The organism is Bacillus sp. DB-2 (genome assembly GCF_003315125.1).
Taxonomy (GTDB): Bacteria; Bacillota; Bacilli; order Bacillales; family Bacillaceae_G; genus Bacillus_A; species Bacillus_A mycoides.
Genome location: NZ_QNRN01000007.1, coordinates 163601 through 179670 on the forward strand (window position 1 = coordinate 163601; position 16070 = coordinate 179670).

A 16070-nucleotide genomic window follows, 5' to 3' on the forward strand; every position below is an offset into this window, starting at 1 on the left:
AGTATAGGAGAGACAAGAAAAGAGAATATGAAACATAAAAAAGGTTACCAAATTTACAAATGGTAACCTTTTTATGTATAAGAGTTATTAAGCAATACCGATATACTTTAAAGTTTTGGATGGAGTACTGTGATCAAAGAAGTGTTGTAAAAATGCAATATCAACACCTGATTTGTATGCACAATAGCCCCAAGTTTTTCGAAGTGTATGTGAGCTAATCCCTTCTAATCCAACTTCTTTTGCAGCTTTGTTTAAAATGTACCATGCATGTTGTCTCGTAATAGACTTTGTTCCTTTTTGAGACTTTAATAATGGTTCATTACGTTTCCAAGTTTTACGTTCTTTCATGTAGTCTTCGATTGCGTGCTGTAAGTCTTCATTTACAGCAAACCATTTATGTTTCTTTACTTTTTCATTGTAAAATAAAATGGAATGGCGAACATTTTCGTCTTCATCGATTACATCACTAACTTTTAATTGTAAGATTTCACTTACTTTTAAGCCAGAATTTACAGCTAATACGAATAATAAGCCATCACGTTTCGAAGATTGTAAAAGTATATTTTTGATAGTTTCTAATTGTTTTTCATTTTGAATAGGTTGTCCTGCTTGTTTCATTTCACGCACTCTCCTCTTTTATATGTGTAAAGGAAAGGATTAACTTGTTTCTTACTATAAAGGGAGAGTGTGAATTTCATGTGAACTCCTAGTGAAATTAAGACAAATTATTTGACTTCTTTTACTTTTTGTAAATTAAAATAAAATACAACGCTATTAGTGGTATTATACACGCCGTATTCAGCGTGATGGAGATCTAAAATGTTTTTCACAATGGATAACCCAAGGCCAGTACCCCCAGTATGACGGCTACGAGAAGCGTCTAAACGGTAGAAGCGATCCCAAATTTTTTCAAGGCTTTCTTCTGGAATAGGATTACCTGTGTTTTCAATTTTGATTTTCACTGTATCTTCCGTTTCTATAACAGAGACGTGTATTTTTTCACCATCTGGAGTATATCGAATTGCATTGCTAAGTAAGTTTACAACGACTTGCTCAATACGGCTACGATTTGCTTTAACAAATAGAGAAGAGTCAGCATGGATGTCCACTTGTAAATGTTTTTCCTCCATGCTAAATAATAATTTTGTATAGACTTGTTGAATTAATTCACCGATCGAGAATGTCGACATTTCTAGTTTGTACGTACCTGATTCTAGTTTTGCTAATTCTAACATTTCAACAATGAGCCTGTTCATATTATCTGTCTCTTCCAAAATAACATTTGTATAATATGTCGTATCTTTACTTACGCCATCTTGAATACCTTCAGCGAAGCTACGAATAACACTAAGTGGTGTTTTTAATTCATGAGATACACCAGAAATGAATTCTTTTCTCGTTTTTTCCAATTGACGTTCGCGTTCAATATCTTGTTGTAATTTTGTATTGGCGACATTTAATCGGTCGATTCGATCTTTTAAATTTACAGAGAGTGTATTAATACCACTTGATAACCCGCCAATTTCATCGTCTGCCGTAACAGGTAACTTCTCGCTAAAATCAAAGTTTGCCATTTTTTTTGTAACACGATTTATCTTAATTAATGGTTTAACAATGATTTTTGAGTAGTAGAAGGATAACAAAATAATAACGAGAAACACGATAATTAAGGCATAGACATAATAATCTTTTAAAACGAGCATCGCTTCATTAACAGGTTGTAAAGATGCTATCACAAAAGCGTAATCCTTAATTTTTCCGTTTTCCATAATAGGCTTTACAAAGACACTGTTTTTTATATTTTCCCCACTATCTAAAATATACGTGTTTAATTGATTTGAATTAGAAGTACCTTGTCTAATAGTACTTGCAAAATATTCAACAGCTTGTAATGTTTCAAAATCATTTGCAAGGCGAACCTCAGATTTGGAAGGGATATGTAATTTAGATATCACACCGGTAAAACTGATCTGAGACGTAGTTTTATATCGATTTGTGAGTCGATTTTTAGAGGGGTTACCACTAATTGATTGAAAATCCGAATTGCCATTTTCATTTCGCCATCGATTATAATTAGTCGTCAGTTCTAGTGGCGTTATTATATTATCTTGTAAAAATCCCTCTACGTGAATCATGCCCTCTTTTTTTAAGCCTAAATTTTCGAATTTATTATATTCTTCGGGTGTTAAAAGATTATTAAGTGGGATGGAATAGGTTTTATTGTTATTAGGGTTAATTACCTCAATGTAGTAATTGTTTTCACTTTTAATAATGCCGTTAGAATCTAAAAATTGCATTTCAGCATTCGTTTTATCGTGAAATTCTTGTTTTAGCTTTCTGATTTCCTCAAAACTTTTGTCGCTTTTTTCATAATTATCTACGAATTTTTCAAAAGCCGTTTGAACGGTTTTTATTTTTTTATTAATATAAAACCTCTCTAAAAATAGAGATTGTCCAAGGAAAAAAAGGAGAAATATGATTGTAAATAAAGTTGATGTTAATAAAAATAGTTTAAAGACGATGCTTCTGTTCTTCACTGTTTCACCTCGTATGAAAAATACTGTAATATAAATGATTTCTTAATTATAACAAAGGTTACAAAAAAGTAGAGGGGATAAATCTGTCTCTCTCTAAAGTAGTTTTTTATAGAAAGTCACATAAAGAGACGGTACAGTGACTATAGAAGTATTTTAGCATAAAAAAGAACTCGCCAGACGTATGACGAGTTCTTTAGTGTACTATTGCTGAATTGCTGCATCTAAAGCGATTTCAATCATTTCGTTAAATGTAGTTTGACGCTCTTCAGATGTTGTTTCTTCACCCGTGAAGATATGGTCGCTTACTGTTAATACAGATAATGCATTTACACCATATTTAGCTGCTAATGTGTAAAGAGCAGTCGTCTCCATCTCTACTGCTAATACACCGTAATCTCCAAGTTTTTTAACCATGTCCATGCTCTCACGATAAAATACATCTGCTGTTAATACGTTACCAACACGAACGTGTAATCCTTTTTCTGTTCCAGCATCGTAAGCTTTCTTTAAAAGATCAAAATTTGCAGCAGGAGCAAAATCAAAACCCGGGAATGTTAAGCGATTCATATTAGAATCTGTACAAGCCGTCATCGCAATAATAACGTCACGTACCTTAACATCTTTTTGAATTGCACCACATGTCCCAACACGAATTAAATTTTTCACTCCGTAGCTTTGAATTAATTCGTTTACATAAATAGAAATAGAAGGAACACCCATGCCTGTACCTTGAACAGATACACGCTTTCCTTTGTAAGTTCCAGTAAAACCTAACATGCCACGCACGTTATTATAACAAGTAACATCCTCTAAAAATGTTTCAGCAATATATTTTGCACGTAATGGATCACCAGGTAATAGAATAGATTCAGCAATTTCGCCTTGTTTTGCTTCAATATGTACACTCATGAAAAATCCTCCTTATAATGTATTGATAGAAATCAATATCATTTGCATTATACACTACGACTCCTTTCAATTAAAATCTTTTTTATTTGTAATATGTGCAAAAGAGGAGGATTTCATAAATCATAATCTAGAATATATATTTAAGAGGTTTTGCATGGATAAAGAAAATAAAAATGGTAGGTGATATTTTGAAAAATCTTGTCATTGGGCTTATTGCACTAGTACTTATTGTGGCAGGAGGATTTTACATAAAAAAATATCAAGAAACTGTAGAAACGACCGGAGATGTTCAAGAAGTGAAATGGGATGTGAAGAATAAAGAAGGAAATGAAAAAGTCGATATTTCGTTTCAATTGCTAAATAAAATGAATAATGAAGTTCGTGGTGTGAACGATCAAATTCGAGCAGTGATAGTGGATGGGAATTTGAAAAACATACAACAAACGAAGCCTATATTTGCTGGAAATGGATCGTATAAGCTATCTTCAGATGTAGCAAAAGGTGAAGAGTACACGATATTTTTGTATGAAGATGAAAACAAGTCAGTGGAATCATTTGCTAAGAAAGATTTTGGTGAAGAAAAAAAGGAGACAAACAAGGACAAGAATAAAAAGAAACTACCTGTCGATACTGTACTTACAAAAAATATAGGAGAGCATCAAGTGTCTCTTTTATTTGGTGCATTACATCCGAATGAGGCAACGACATTAACATTTCAGTTTCAAGCGAAAAAGGGAGAAAAGCTGAAATTAAATTCAGGGAGAGGCGAAGTCAACGCGCTATATATCGTTGATGAAACGAGGGGACATTTTTTATATGCCATTCCTGTTGATACGGATGAGCAATTACAATATCGTATTACATTTCCAGAAGAAGGAACATATAAAATATGGGGGGATTTCTATATAAATGGTAAGAAGTATGAAAAGGAGTTTAGTATACAAGTGCAAAAACGAAAAAACAGCTAAGTACTTAGCTGTTTTTTCGTTTTCCTATTAATTTTGTTACAGAGAGCATTGTAATTGGTAAAGAATGATTCTTTCGAAATGCTAAATATTTTCCACTCCATGCAGGTTTATATTTTTCTTTGAAATGTCGTAAACCGCTGAAGCTATATGTGTAACGAACGTTATTAAATATTGCAGCAGCAACTCGTTCAGACCAGAACGATTGCGTTGATAAACCGACATTTGAGAGTGGTGCCATACCAATATTAAAGGAATGGTATTCATTTTCTTTTGCCCAGTGGAATAAGTGGATAAAAATTGCATCCATAATTCCGCTAGGGGCATCTGGATAATAACGCATTAAATCAACAGATAATATGCCACTTTGATATACTGGCATAAAGGTTGTGAATGCAATGATTTTTCCTTCTGCATCAGATAATGTAGCGATAGGGGCACGACTAATATACTCACGATCGAAGTACCCAAGTGAAAATCCTTTCTCTTTTTTTCCGCCGAGCCAAGCATCAGACACTTTCTTTAATTCCTCGTATAATTCGTCTGAGAATGGTGGCTCATGAATAGAGAATGTATAACCTTCTCGTTCAAAACGGTTGAAAGTGGCTCGCATACCAGCACGTTTCTTTCCTGTTATTGTAAACGTATTTAAATCAACGACAGCCTCTTCACCAAGTTTAAAGAAGTTGTAGCCAAAATCGTGGTATAAGCTCATCCATTTGCTTTCAATTTGATAGAATACGCAAATATACCCAAATCGATCAGCTTCAGTCAAAAATTCTTGCAACACAGTGCGGTAGGAGGATGGATCACCAATTGGATCACCTAGTACAACAAGACGTTTTCCAGTAATTGAAAAGAGAAGAAGTGCTTTTCCGTCACTACTGAAGAAGAACTGTTTATCTCCTAAAAAACCTAAATGACTAAGTACATTCCCGCCATGTTCATCTAAGAAGTTTTCTAACCTTTTATCATTAGCTGGTTGCCCGGGAAATTGACTACGATAACGATTGGCAATTAGTGAGCCGATAAGTAAAAAAGTAGGAACGAAAAAGGCTGCTGCTAATGCACTTCGTTTAACTTGTGTAATATTTCGAACGACAAAATCAGGTTGGAACGCTTCTTTTGCACCCGCAAATAAAATACCTAAGTTTTTATATAAATATAGCGTAAGTAATAAGAAGATAAATACTTTTACGATATCAGAAAGTGAGACTTCCATTTTCTCGCGTATAAATCTTTTACGAAGCATATACAACACAGCAAGTACGATTAATAAAATAAAGGTTTCTTCAATGTCAATTCCTTTTAGGGTATTAAAGATTGCTGCTCCAATTAAAGAAACAATCGTCATATAGTAAGAACGCTTTGTTCCATAATATATGCCTCGCGAAAGAATCAGGAGGAGAATACCGAATGTTAATGATAAGCTAAAAGAAAATTGAATAAGGTGCTTTGGAGCTAAAATATGTAAGGCGTGAGCTCGATTTATACTAGTCGGTAAAATTGTTGATAGAATAACCATTAAGCCAGCGAATACTGTTAAAGCGGCGGATGCCCATGAACCTAATTTCCCTAAAAAATCACGTTGTAAAGTCCAAATTACACCAGTTGTTTCTAACGCAGGTGCAATAAAGGGTTTATCTTCAATTTTTTTTATGGCCGCTCCTGTCATTTCAAAGGCTGCAAAAATGAGACCTAGGCAGAATGGTAAGATGTAATAGACAAGTCGGTATAATAACATAGCAGGTAGTAATACGCCTGTATCAACGCCGTATTGTCCTAGTCCAGTTAAGAAAACAAGGTCAAATGAACCAAGGCCACCAGGAACAAGACTTACGACACCAGCTAAAGCAGCGATTACGTAAACACCTAAAAACTTTTGAAATTCGATATCAATTCCAAACAATATTAAAATGACGTACATAACGATACCGGCAGATACCCACTCGACTAATGAAACTAATGAATATAAAACAGTTGGATTTTTCTCTTCTTCTTCTTCTTCCTCTTGTCCGTCTAGCTGTTTTGTTTTTCTATTTTTAATTTTAGAAAACCCAATATATATAGGAACGAAAAGAGCAAAGAAGATAAGAACAGGCCATAACCACGGTTTTTCGTGCAGAATAAAACTAGTGTCTAATATTCCAATAAGGCCGAGGAATGACAGAATGGCTAATCCGTTAATAAAAGCGGTTGTCATCCAAGCAATACTTTTAATAAGTTTTCCATTATCTTTTATATGCGGACGGTATAGCATTGTACGTACACCGGCACCAACAAGACCACCAAAACCGATAAATCCATTTAAAGTGTTTGCAATCCATGAGATACGGAAAATCTTTTGTACAGGTATGTCTGCTTTTAAGTAACGAAGCATAACAAAGTCATAAAAGAACATTGTTGAAACGGCAAATGCACCGAGTGTAATCGCTAAAAATACCCCACCAGTTGGAATGTTTTTAATTGTTTCAATTGCTTCTAAAAAAGAAATGCCTGCTAATTCTTTTTTAGCTTGAAAGAAAACAATTGTTAAGACAACAAATGGGAAGATTATTTTCCCGATTTGTAAGAAACGTTTCCATGAAAACGACATAAATACAACTCTCCTTGTGTAAGAAAACTGAGACAATAATATTATTATGACAAACTTCAAGAAAAATAAAAAGGTAAATTCCTGTATAGGGAAGCTATTTTTTATATAGGTTATATTTAAAAGAATATTTCGTTTATCAGAAAATTAAGTTAAGATAAGATGAAAGAAGGAAGAGAGGGGAAGTAGATGATTATAATAGGTTATGCAGGATATGAGTTAGAAAAAGCAAAACCGAATACATCAGAAGATTTTTTTAATAGATCTGAAGTGACATATATATTAAATAATCAAGAGAAAACCTTTTCTGTCTTATATGTTCGATATTTTGAAGAAATTTTACAAGAAATTACCCCTTTTGAAGGAAATCCAGTTTATAAAGTAGAAGAACAAGACGTATATTTACGAGATATTGTAGCGATCGCTTGTTTACTGAAAGATAAAGAGCTACGCGCGCAGAAGCGCTTGTATCTCAATGAAGTAACAGACTTTCAACGATACTTTGATGAGGGAACAGTGGTGAAAGTACAAGAAATATTAGCTGAATTACATAAAAATAAAAGAGTAGAAATAGCGTAAAACGGCAAAGGAGAGAGAAGCCATGTCTAATTTGATGGTTGAAAATCAAACAGAACAAGTTTCTATATTTTTAGAAGATGTAATTTCCTTGATAACTAATTATGTGAATTATCATACGTTACCTTCTTTATTGGAGGAGACACCAACAGGAAACGAGCAATACTATAAAGGGATATTAGCATCAATAAGAAGACTTCTTGTTTTTTGTGAAGAAGGACTTGATGCATGTTTTGTTTTGTTGAATAGCCAACCATTTCGAAAGACCGCAGCTGAAACAGTTTTATATAAGATTTACCATCAAGTAATTGCAGAGTTTTTTTCGCCAAAGAATGATCATTGGTATGAAAATAGTCGTTCTGCTTATACAGGGAAAAATTCTATTGTTTTTCAGCAAATCCCCCCTGGATCTATAGAACGAATGATGAAGGATTTAGAAGGGAAATTTCAATTGATGCGTGAAGAACTAGAATATTATGAGACAGATTACCAAACAAAAATGTTGCACAAATATTAATTAAGGAAAAGAAGCTAAGGATACTTAGCTTCTTTTCCTTTTGTCCAGTTATATAAGGGATTTTAATTGAATATAGTTAAAGTGGATAGCATCAAGGAGGTGTGACATGAGTCAGCAAGGTGTATTTACAGATTACTTTCATGAAGTAGAAAGCTGGTGTGAAAGTGTTCTTCAAGTATTAGATAGCCGTGCAATGGAAGTGTATGATGTCCATATGCTTGCTTATAAAATTCAAACGTTATTAGAGCGTATGAAAGAGCATGAATACGACACAGATGCCGAGTTTATGTATGAAATAAGTGATGATGTAGAACATATTCAACACCATTTACAGGAAGTATTTATGCAAGAAGGAGAGGAATATGAACTATGTGAAAGAGGGGATAGCGAACGAGCTGTTCCGATTGGGGGGCATACCCTTCCGCCATTACCTTATCCATATAATGCGCTAGAACCGTACATTTCACGAGAAATTATGATGTTACACCATGATAAACACCATCGTAGTTACGTGGAAGGATTAAATAAAGCAGAGAAGATGATGGAAGAAGCGAGAAAAACAAATCAATTTGATTTAATTAAGCATTGGGAAAGAGAAGCGGCTTTTCATGGATCAGGTCATTACTTACACACGATATTTTGGAATAACATGAAAAAAGATGGTGGTGGAAGTCCGAGAGGGGCTTTTTCACAACAAATTGAGCAAGATTTCGGAAGTTTTTTACGTTTTCAAAAGCATTTCACGGAAGCCGCTTCTAAAGTGGAAGGTTCAGGATGGGCAATTCTTGTATGGGTACCTCGTTCAGGAAGGTTAGAAATTTTGCAAAGCACGCTTCATCAATTGTTTACACAGTGGGATACGATACCACTCCTTGTACTGGATGTATGGGAACATGCGTATTATTTACAATATCAAAATCGAAAAGATGAATATATTAAAAATTGGTGGAATGTTGTAAATTGGCCAGATGTAGAAAAGAGATTTGAAAGTGCGAAGCAAATTGAATGGACACCGTATTAGACGCATATCTCATGCGTCTTTTTTAGTGGAGGTGGAAGGAAAATTTCGTTCATATTTTAAAAGGCCAAGCATACACTTGTACAAAAAGTGCCAAAAGGACGTGGGGGGAAATATGAGACGAATTTGTATAATAATTACGCTAATTATAATGTACGCAAGCGTTATGCCAATTCCTGCATATGCAAAAATGAACGGTGGTGTCAGTGCTCGTAACGCAGTCTTAATGGAACAACAATCCGGTCGTGTGCTATATGGGAAATTAGAACATGAGCCACAAAAAATTGCTAGTATAACAAAAATTATGACAGCATTGTTAGCTGCTGAATCAGGAAAAATGAAAGAATTAGTATCGGTTAGTAATGAAGCGGTACGAGTAGAAGGATCGGCAATTTATTTAAAACCTGGACAAAAAGTTAAGTTAGAAGATTTAGTTTACGGATTAATGCTTAGATCTGGTAATGATGCAGCACAAGTAATTGCTGAAAATGTGGGAGGGAGTATAGAAGGATTTGTATATTTAATGAATCAAAAGGCGAAAGAAATCGGAATGAAAGATACGCATTTCTCAAACCCGCATGGCTTGGATGGGGATGGATCGCATTATTCGTCGGCTTATGACATGGCATTATTAACGAAATATGCAATGGGGAACGAGACCTTTAAGAAAATTTTTGGAACAAAAACGTATAAATCAGATTCTTGGGATTATCCGTGGAAAAATAAACATAAGCTTGTGACATCTTATTATGAATTTGCAACAGGGGGAAAGACAGGTTTTACGAAGAAAGCAGGACGGACGCTTGTCACAACAGCTTCAAAAGATGGACTAGATTTAATTGTCGTAACTTTGAGTGCTTCTAGTGACTGGGATGATCATATGAATTTGTTTGATAAAGGCTTTGAACGCTATAAGCAAGCGAAAGTTTTAGGACAAGGCGCACTCGCTGAAATAAATGAAAAGAAATATGCCAATCATGTTTATACGAAAAATAGTTTTTCTGTACCTTTAACTGAAGAGGAAAGAAAGAGCGTGTTATTGAAAGTTGAGCTCGATAAAAGTGCAAAACTTACGGATGGAGTAAAGATTGGGAAGACAGAAATTTATGTAGGGAACGAGAAAGTTGGAGAACGAAATTTGTTTTACAGTAAACGAAAGTTAGTAGCTACAACGGGAATGTATTGGAATAACGTAAAAGAAATCTTCTCTTACATGATAGGTGTTGGGATAGATGGTTAATCTCGTATGGGCAGCGATGGCAGTTATAGGGATTGTGTATGCCATGATAAATGGAACGATGGAAGAAGTGACCAAAGCAGTGTTTGAAGGATCAAAAGATGCTGTAACGATTTGTATTGGACTTATTAGTGTTTTAGTATTTTGGCTCGGTTTAATGAAAATTGCTGAGGAAGCTGGATTGTTAAAGAAGTTAGTATCACTTTTTATGCCGATAGTAAAAAGATTATTTCCAGAAATACCGAAGGATCACCCGTCAATGGGATTCATTTTATCAAATATGATGGCGAACTTTTTTGGGTTAGGTAATGCAGCAACACCTTTAGGTATTAAAGCAATGGAACAACTGAAAGAGTTAAATGGTGGAAAGGATTCAGCAAGTCGTTCTATGGTGACGTTTCTAGCATTAAATACTTCAGCGATTACATTAATTCCGACTACTGTCATTTCGATTCGAATGACTTATGAATCAGCAAACCCTACTGAAATCGTTGGCGTAACATTTATAGCACAAGTGTTATCGATGATTGGAGCGATTTGGATTGACCGCTATTTTTACCGGAGAAGGAGTAGAAAGGGGCGGAAAAAATGAGTATTGTAAATACAATTTCATTATGGGTAATTCCTTGTGTAATTGGTTTTATCCTTTTGTATGGCACGATAAAGAAAGTTCCAACGTACGAATCGTTCGTTGAGGGCGGAAAAGAAGGGATTCAAATTGCGGTTTCCATTTTGCCGTTTATGGTTGGAATGCTTGTATCTATTTCTATTTTCAGGGCATCAGGTGCTCTAGATGCGATGATATCGGTAATGAAGCCGATGTTAGACCTTATTCATGTACCAGCCGAAATCGTTCCACTTGCACTTATACGTCCGATTTCGGGATCTGCTGGTTTAAGTATTACGACCGACTTAATCGCTACATATGGGCCAGACTCGTTTATTGGTAGGTTAGCTTCAACGATGCAAGGTAGCACAGATACGACTTTTTATATATTAACAGTATACTTTGGGGCTGTCGGTATTAGAAAAATGGGAGATGCATTAAAGGTAGGACTTTTTGCAGATTTAATCGGAATTATTTGTTCGATTGTGTTTGTTTCCCTATTGTTTCGGTAATACTATTCATTTTTTGCGCTATTTCGCTTATAATACGTATACGACCACTATTAACGTGTAGTTTAATAGTGGTTTTTTTATGCGGTATTTTTGACAAAATGGTGAACTTTTATCGTGGACAACATGAAAAAGTGTAAATAATAATAAAGGGTGAAAACGTGATATAGCCTTTATACGTTTATTATCATTGCTATGTTGTTAAAGGTAGGCGAAGTAAATGGCATAAAGCTTAGGCGGTTGCCAAGTCTTTCTAATGTAAGGTAAGATAAATTTGAGGTGAAAAAAAGAAATGGAACGATTACAAAAAGTGATTGCGCAAGCAGGTATTGCATCGAGAAGAAAGGCTGAGGAATTAATTCAGCAAGGGAAAGTGAAAGTTAATGGGAAAATAGTGAAGGAGTTAGGAACAAAAGTAACTCCTCAAGATAAAGTGGAAGTAAATAACATCCCTCTTGAAAAAGAAGAACCTGTTTATTTTTTACTATATAAACCAACTGGTGTAATTTCAAGTGTATCAGATGATAAAGGAAGAAATGTTGTAACAGACTTTTTCCCTGAAATTAGACAACGTTTATTCCCAATCGGACGCTTAGATTATGATACGTCTGGCGTATTATTGATGACAAATGATGGTGAATTTGCAAATGTATTAATGCATCCGAGATATAAGGTTGAAAAAACGTATGTTGCGAAAATTAAAGGGCCATTAACAGGTGATAAAATTCGCATGTTAGAACGAGGTGTTGCATTAGAAGATGGGAAAACAGCACCAGCACAAGTGAAAATTATTTCTTGGGACAAGCGTAAAGAGATGGCGATTGTACAATTAACGATTCATGAAGGACGTAACCGTCAAGTACGCCGCATGTTTGAAGCGTTAGATTGTAAAGTAATGAAATTAAAACGTGAACGTTATGCCTTTTTAGAAGTGGGTAGCTTGCGTCCTGGTGATGCAAGAGAATTAACACCACATGAGGTGAAACAATTACGTGCATTGGCTTCTACAAAGCCTCGCTAATCTATATTGTGAAACTTTCACCAGTGGAATGCTCCGCTGGTGATTTATTAAAAAATACATATATTTATCACTCGTCGAAGAGAGGGGAGACAACATGAAAAAAAATCGCTTATTATTTCGTGTTATCATTTTGCTCATTTTAAGCGGTGCGGTAGGGTTTACGCTATATCAAGGATTTTTTACTGATAAAGAGAAAATGCAAATTGGAAAAGAAGCACCTAACTTTGTTGTAACTGATTTAGAAGGAAAGAATATTGAATTAAAAGATTTAAAGGGAAAAGGTGTATTTTTAAATTTTTGGGGAACTTGGTGTAAACCTTGTGAAAAAGAAATGCCTTATATGAATGAGTTATATCCGAAATATAAAGAAAAAGGCGTTGAAATTATTGCCTTAGATGCAGATGAAACGGATATCGCAGTGAAAAACTTTGTGAAACAATATGATTTGAAATTCCCAGTTGCAATTGATAAAGGGCAAAAGATCATAGGTACATATGGAGTGGGACCATTACCAACAACCTTTTTAATTGATAAAGAAGGAAAAGTAGTAGAGCAAATTATAGGTGAGCAAACGAAGGAACAATTGGAAGAGTACTTAAAGAAAATCACTCCATAATTAAGAAAGCCTTTACATAAGAGGTGCTTACGTATAGCGCCTTCGCTTTAAAAATTCTGAGTATTGCGGTAACTCTAAGCTGGAATATACAATAGTACATATAGATAAAAGGGCGGTGAGAGCTTTGAAAGAAATTAAGTGTGAATGTGGACATGTTAATCCGATAGGAACCATTTTTTGTGAAGCATGTGGGAAACCATTTGAAAGTAATGAAAATATAAAATTATTGGATATGAGATATGAGGGGAGTGCTCGGAGATCTCTCACACATACAAAAACGATAGTCGATAAAATTTGGAGTTTTTTCTCTTCTGTAAAAGTAGGTGTATGGTTAATCGTAATAACTTTAGCTTCATCGGCAATAGGAACTATCTTTCCCCAAGAAATGTACATAACTCCAGGAATCGAACCAGCTGAATATTATAAGACCGAGTATGGATTTTTAGGACAATTATACTATCAATTAGGATTTAATAATTTATATGGATCATGGTGGTACATGATTTTAATTGCTTCCATTGGTATTTCACTTGTTATATGTAGTTTAGACCGTGTCATTCCTCTTTATAAAGCTTTAAAAAAACAAGGGGTGAAAAGACACCCAAGTTTTTTGAAAAGACAGAGAGTGCACGGGACTGGTACGCCGCATGAAGGTGACTTAGAACGAGTTCAAATTAATTTAAAGAAACGTAATTATAATGTGAAAGTGGAAGACGGGAACGTTTTAGCGGAAAAGGGACGTTTTTCACGTTGGGGTCCATATGTAAACCATATTGGTCTTATTATCTTTCTATTCGGTGCAATGCTACGTTTTTTACCGAGTATGTATGTAGATGAAGCACTTTGGTTACGTGACGGTGAAACGAAAGAAATACCAGGAACAGATGGTCAATACTATTTGAAAAACGAAAAGTTTATCAAGGAAGTTTATGATAAGAGTAAGGATAAAGAAGTTTTTGATGAAGCAATTGATCGTGTTGGTGATAAAATGATTGCGAAAAACTTCCAAACAAATGCTGTATTATATAAAGCGGCAGGAGAAAATATAGCGGGTCAAAAACCAAAATTAGAAAAGGTAAAAGAAGCTGAAATTCGAGTGAATGAGCCACTGAAATTTGATCAATTTGCTGTTTATCAAGTGGATTACAAAGAAAGTGAATTTAAAAGCATGTCTTTCCATTTGCAAAACAAAGAAAATAATCAAAAGTTGGGACCGATTAAAGTAGATTTAGCGAATCCTACAGAAAAATATGATTTAGGAAATGGGTATTCTCTAGAACTATTAAGCTATTTTCCGGATTTTTATTTTGATGAGAATGGAAGGCCGAATACGAAAACAAAATTACCGAATAATCCTGCATTCGTCTTTAAAATGTTTACCCCGGAAACACCAGATGGTGAAGTTAGTTTCGTCGGTATTCAGCAAAACATAGAGCCTGACGGGAATAATAAATATAAAATGTCATTTGCAGGTGTGGAAATGCAAAATGCAACAGCTCTTACAGTAAGAAAAGATTTGACGCTTTGGATTCTCGGTATTGGAGGATTTATATTTATGGTTGGTGTGATTCAAGGTATGTATTGGAACCATCGCCGTATTTGGATACAACGTGTTAATGATGAATGGTGGGTTGCAGGCCATACGAATAAAAATTGGTTCGGCTTAAAGAAAGATATTGAAAGAGTACTAGAAGGAACAGCGATTCCACAACCACACGATAAAATGAATGAAAAAAATTAGTTAAGGTGGGGAAACGATATGGTACAAATAAGTAGTAATTTTCTGTTCGCGGCGTTTATCTTATATTTAATTGCAACTTTATTTTTTGGAGGAGCAATTAAAGAAAAAGGTAACAAGTGGGCAAATATAGGTATAACTATAACAATTTTAGGATTTATTGCACAAATAGTATATTTTGTTACAAGATGGATCGCATCAGGACATGCACCGGTTAGTAACTTTTTTGAATTTGGTACATTTTTTGGCATGATGCTTGTGGGAGCTTTTATCATTATGTACTTTGTATATCGTGTAAGTATTATTGGTTTATTTGCTTTACCGGTAGCTCTTTTATTAATCGCTTATGCAAGTATGTTCCCGAGAGAAATTTCGCCGCTTATCCCATCTTTAAAGAGTAATTGGCTACATATTCATGTAACGACAGCGGCAGCGGGACAAGCAATATTAGCAATTAGTTTTATTACAGGCGTAATGTATTTATTGAAAAATGTAGATCAATCAACAAGAAGTAAGCGTACATTTTGGTTAGAGACAGTAGTTTTCACACTTGTTTGTACAGTTGGATTTATTGGAATCACAACGGTATTTTCTAGTATGAAATACGAAGCGAAGTTTCAATGGGTTGATAAAAATGAACAACAAGTTGAGATGAAGTATAATCTCCCTGCTTTAGTTGGACCGCATGAAGGGAAGTTAATGACAGAAAATAAATTAGAACCGGCGGTTGAAGTCCCCGCGATTGTAAATGCGAAAAAATTAAATACTGTTATTTGGTCAGTGTTAGTCGGAACACTACTTTATATTGTATTAAGACTTGTTTTACGTAAGCGAGTGTCAGCGGCACTTCAGCCGTTAGTAAAGAATACGAATAGTGATTTATTAGATGAAATTGGGTATCGTTCTATTGCTATAGGATTCCCAGTGTTTACATTAGGAGCATTAATCTTTGCAATGATTTGGGCTCAAATCGCTTGGACGCGCTTTTGGGGTTGGGATCCAAAAGAAGTTTGGGCACTTATTACTTGGCTCTTTTATGCTGCGGTATTACATTTACGCTTATCTAAAGGATGGCATGGAGAAAAATCCGCCTGGCTTGCAGTAATTGGTTTTGCAATCATTATGTTTAACTTTATTGTAGTAAACTTAATTATCGCGGGTTTACATTCATATGCATAGAGAAATAAAATAGGAGAGTGTATGTCACTTTCCTATTTTATTTTTGTC

General features: G+C 34.8%; 15 protein-coding genes. 11 read left to right on the forward strand and 4 right to left on the reverse strand.

What is annotated here, in order from left to right; translation table 11 throughout:
* Positions 1-87: 87 nt before the first annotated feature.
* The 3 genes from DET63_RS13970 to deoD form a co-directional block, all read right to left on the reverse strand.
* The gene (locus DET63_RS13970) at positions 88-618 is read right to left on the reverse strand and encodes a tyrosine-type recombinase/integrase (RefSeq protein ID WP_000806230.1); all 531 of its coding nucleotides are present in this window, start codon (positions 616-618) and stop codon (positions 88-90) included.
* 107 nt (positions 619-725) lie between these two features.
* Positions 726-2537, reverse strand: coding sequence for a sensor histidine kinase (locus DET63_RS13975; protein WP_113937033.1), 1812 nt, complete (start codon positions 2535-2537; stop codon positions 726-728).
* A gap of 201 nt (positions 2538-2738) precedes the next feature.
* The gene (gene deoD / locus DET63_RS13980) at positions 2739-3446 is read right to left on the reverse strand and encodes a purine-nucleoside phosphorylase (RefSeq protein WP_000110707.1); all 708 of its coding nucleotides are present in this window, start codon (positions 3444-3446) and stop codon (positions 2739-2741) included.
* A gap of 173 nt (positions 3447-3619) precedes the next feature.
* On the opposite strand from deoD, the gene DET63_RS13985 reads away from it, so the two are divergent.
* The gene (locus DET63_RS13985) at positions 3620-4414 is read left to right on the forward strand and encodes a hypothetical protein (RefSeq protein WP_113937034.1); all 795 of its coding nucleotides are present in this window, start codon (positions 3620-3622) and stop codon (positions 4412-4414) included.
* Between the two features lie 4 nt (positions 4415-4418).
* Here the strand turns inward: DET63_RS13985 and mprF are convergent, their stop codons facing one another.
* Entirely contained in the window at positions 4419-7007 is a 2589-nt protein-coding gene (gene mprF / locus DET63_RS13990; protein WP_016092977.1) for a bifunctional lysylphosphatidylglycerol flippase/synthetase MprF, read from the reverse strand.
* 186 nt (positions 7008-7193) lie between these two features.
* Here mprF and DET63_RS13995 point away from each other — a divergent pair, with 186 nt between their 5' ends.
* From DET63_RS13995 to resC, 10 genes are all read left to right on the forward strand, one after another.
* Positions 7194-7583 carry a hypothetical protein gene (locus DET63_RS13995; RefSeq protein WP_002135238.1) on the forward strand — a complete coding sequence of 130 codons (390 nt, stop codon included), beginning with the start codon at positions 7194-7196 and terminating at the stop codon, positions 7581-7583.
* Positions 7584-7605: 22 nt separating this feature from the next.
* Positions 7606-8097 (forward strand): YpuI family protein, encoded by a 492-nt coding sequence (locus DET63_RS14000; RefSeq protein ID WP_002086668.1) that lies wholly within the window; start codon positions 7606-7608, stop codon positions 8095-8097.
* 106 nt (positions 8098-8203) lie between these two features.
* The gene (locus DET63_RS14005; protein ID WP_002030730.1) at positions 8204-9118 is read left to right on the forward strand and encodes a superoxide dismutase; all 915 of its coding nucleotides are present in this window, start codon (positions 8204-8206) and stop codon (positions 9116-9118) included.
* A gap of 112 nt (positions 9119-9230) precedes the next feature.
* Complete coding sequence (locus DET63_RS14010) at positions 9231-10355, forward strand: D-alanyl-D-alanine carboxypeptidase family protein (RefSeq protein WP_113937035.1); 1125 nt, start codon at positions 9231-9233, stop codon at positions 10353-10355.
* Positions 10348-10944, forward strand: a complete 597-nt coding sequence (gene spmA, locus DET63_RS14015; RefSeq protein WP_002086662.1) for a spore maturation protein SpmA — start codon at positions 10348-10350, stop codon at positions 10942-10944. The genes DET63_RS14010 and spmA overlap by 8 nt, the downstream gene beginning before the upstream one ends.
* On the forward strand, positions 10941-11471 hold the full coding sequence (gene spmB, locus DET63_RS14020) for a spore maturation protein SpmB (protein ID WP_002201161.1): 531 nt from the start codon (positions 10941-10943) through the stop codon (positions 11469-11471). The genes spmA and spmB overlap by 4 nt, the downstream gene beginning before the upstream one ends.
* A 289-nt stretch (positions 11472-11760) precedes the next feature.
* Positions 11761-12489, forward strand: a complete 729-nt coding sequence (rluB, locus tag DET63_RS14025) for a 23S rRNA pseudouridine(2605) synthase RluB (RefSeq protein WP_002064494.1) — start codon at positions 11761-11763, stop codon at positions 12487-12489.
* Between the two features lie 94 nt (positions 12490-12583).
* A complete protein-coding gene (gene resA / locus DET63_RS14030) occupies positions 12584-13105 on the forward strand; it encodes a thiol-disulfide oxidoreductase ResA (RefSeq protein ID WP_002064495.1) in 522 nt (173 codons plus the stop codon).
* A 124-nt stretch (positions 13106-13229) separates the two neighbouring features.
* Positions 13230-14846 (forward strand): cytochrome c biogenesis protein ResB, encoded by a 1617-nt coding sequence (gene resB, locus DET63_RS14035; RefSeq protein WP_113937036.1) that lies wholly within the window; start codon positions 13230-13232, stop codon positions 14844-14846.
* An 18-nt stretch (positions 14847-14864) separates the two neighbouring features.
* Positions 14865-16022, forward strand: a complete 1158-nt coding sequence (gene resC / locus DET63_RS14040) for a cytochrome c biogenesis protein ResC (RefSeq protein WP_002135243.1) — start codon at positions 14865-14867, stop codon at positions 16020-16022.
* Positions 16023-16070: the final 48 nt, after the last annotated feature.

Excerpts from the sequence above, each read along its gene's own strand:
- DET63_RS13970 (WP_000806230.1), bottom strand. The coding sequence starts at position 618 with ATGAAACAAGCAGGACAACCTATTCAAAATGAAAAACAATTAGAAACT.
- deoD (WP_000110707.1), bottom strand. The coding sequence starts at position 3,446 with ATGAGTGTACATATTGAAGCAAAACAAGGCGAAATTGCTGAATCTATT.
- DET63_RS13985 (WP_113937034.1), top strand. The coding sequence starts at position 3,620 with ATGGTAGGTGATATTTTGAAAAATCTTGTCATTGGGCTTATTGCACTA.
- mprF (WP_016092977.1), bottom strand. The coding sequence starts at position 7,007 with ATGTCGTTTTCATGGAAACGTTTCTTACAAATCGGGAAAATAATCTTC.
- DET63_RS13995 (WP_002135238.1), top strand. The coding sequence starts at position 7,194 with ATGATTATAATAGGTTATGCAGGATATGAGTTAGAAAAAGCAAAACCG.
- DET63_RS14000 (WP_002086668.1), top strand. The coding sequence starts at position 7,606 with ATGTCTAATTTGATGGTTGAAAATCAAACAGAACAAGTTTCTATATTT.
- DET63_RS14005 (WP_002030730.1), top strand. The coding sequence starts at position 8,204 with ATGAGTCAGCAAGGTGTATTTACAGATTACTTTCATGAAGTAGAAAGC.
- DET63_RS14010 (WP_113937035.1), top strand. The coding sequence starts at position 9,231 with ATGAGACGAATTTGTATAATAATTACGCTAATTATAATGTACGCAAGC.
- spmA (WP_002086662.1), top strand. The coding sequence starts at position 10,348 with ATGGTTAATCTCGTATGGGCAGCGATGGCAGTTATAGGGATTGTGTAT.
- spmB (WP_002201161.1), top strand. The coding sequence starts at position 10,941 with ATGAGTATTGTAAATACAATTTCATTATGGGTAATTCCTTGTGTAATT.
- rluB (WP_002064494.1), top strand. The coding sequence starts at position 11,761 with ATGGAACGATTACAAAAAGTGATTGCGCAAGCAGGTATTGCATCGAGA.
- resA (WP_002064495.1), top strand. The coding sequence starts at position 12,584 with ATGAAAAAAAATCGCTTATTATTTCGTGTTATCATTTTGCTCATTTTA.
- resC (WP_002135243.1), top strand. The coding sequence starts at position 14,865 with ATGGTACAAATAAGTAGTAATTTTCTGTTCGCGGCGTTTATCTTATAT.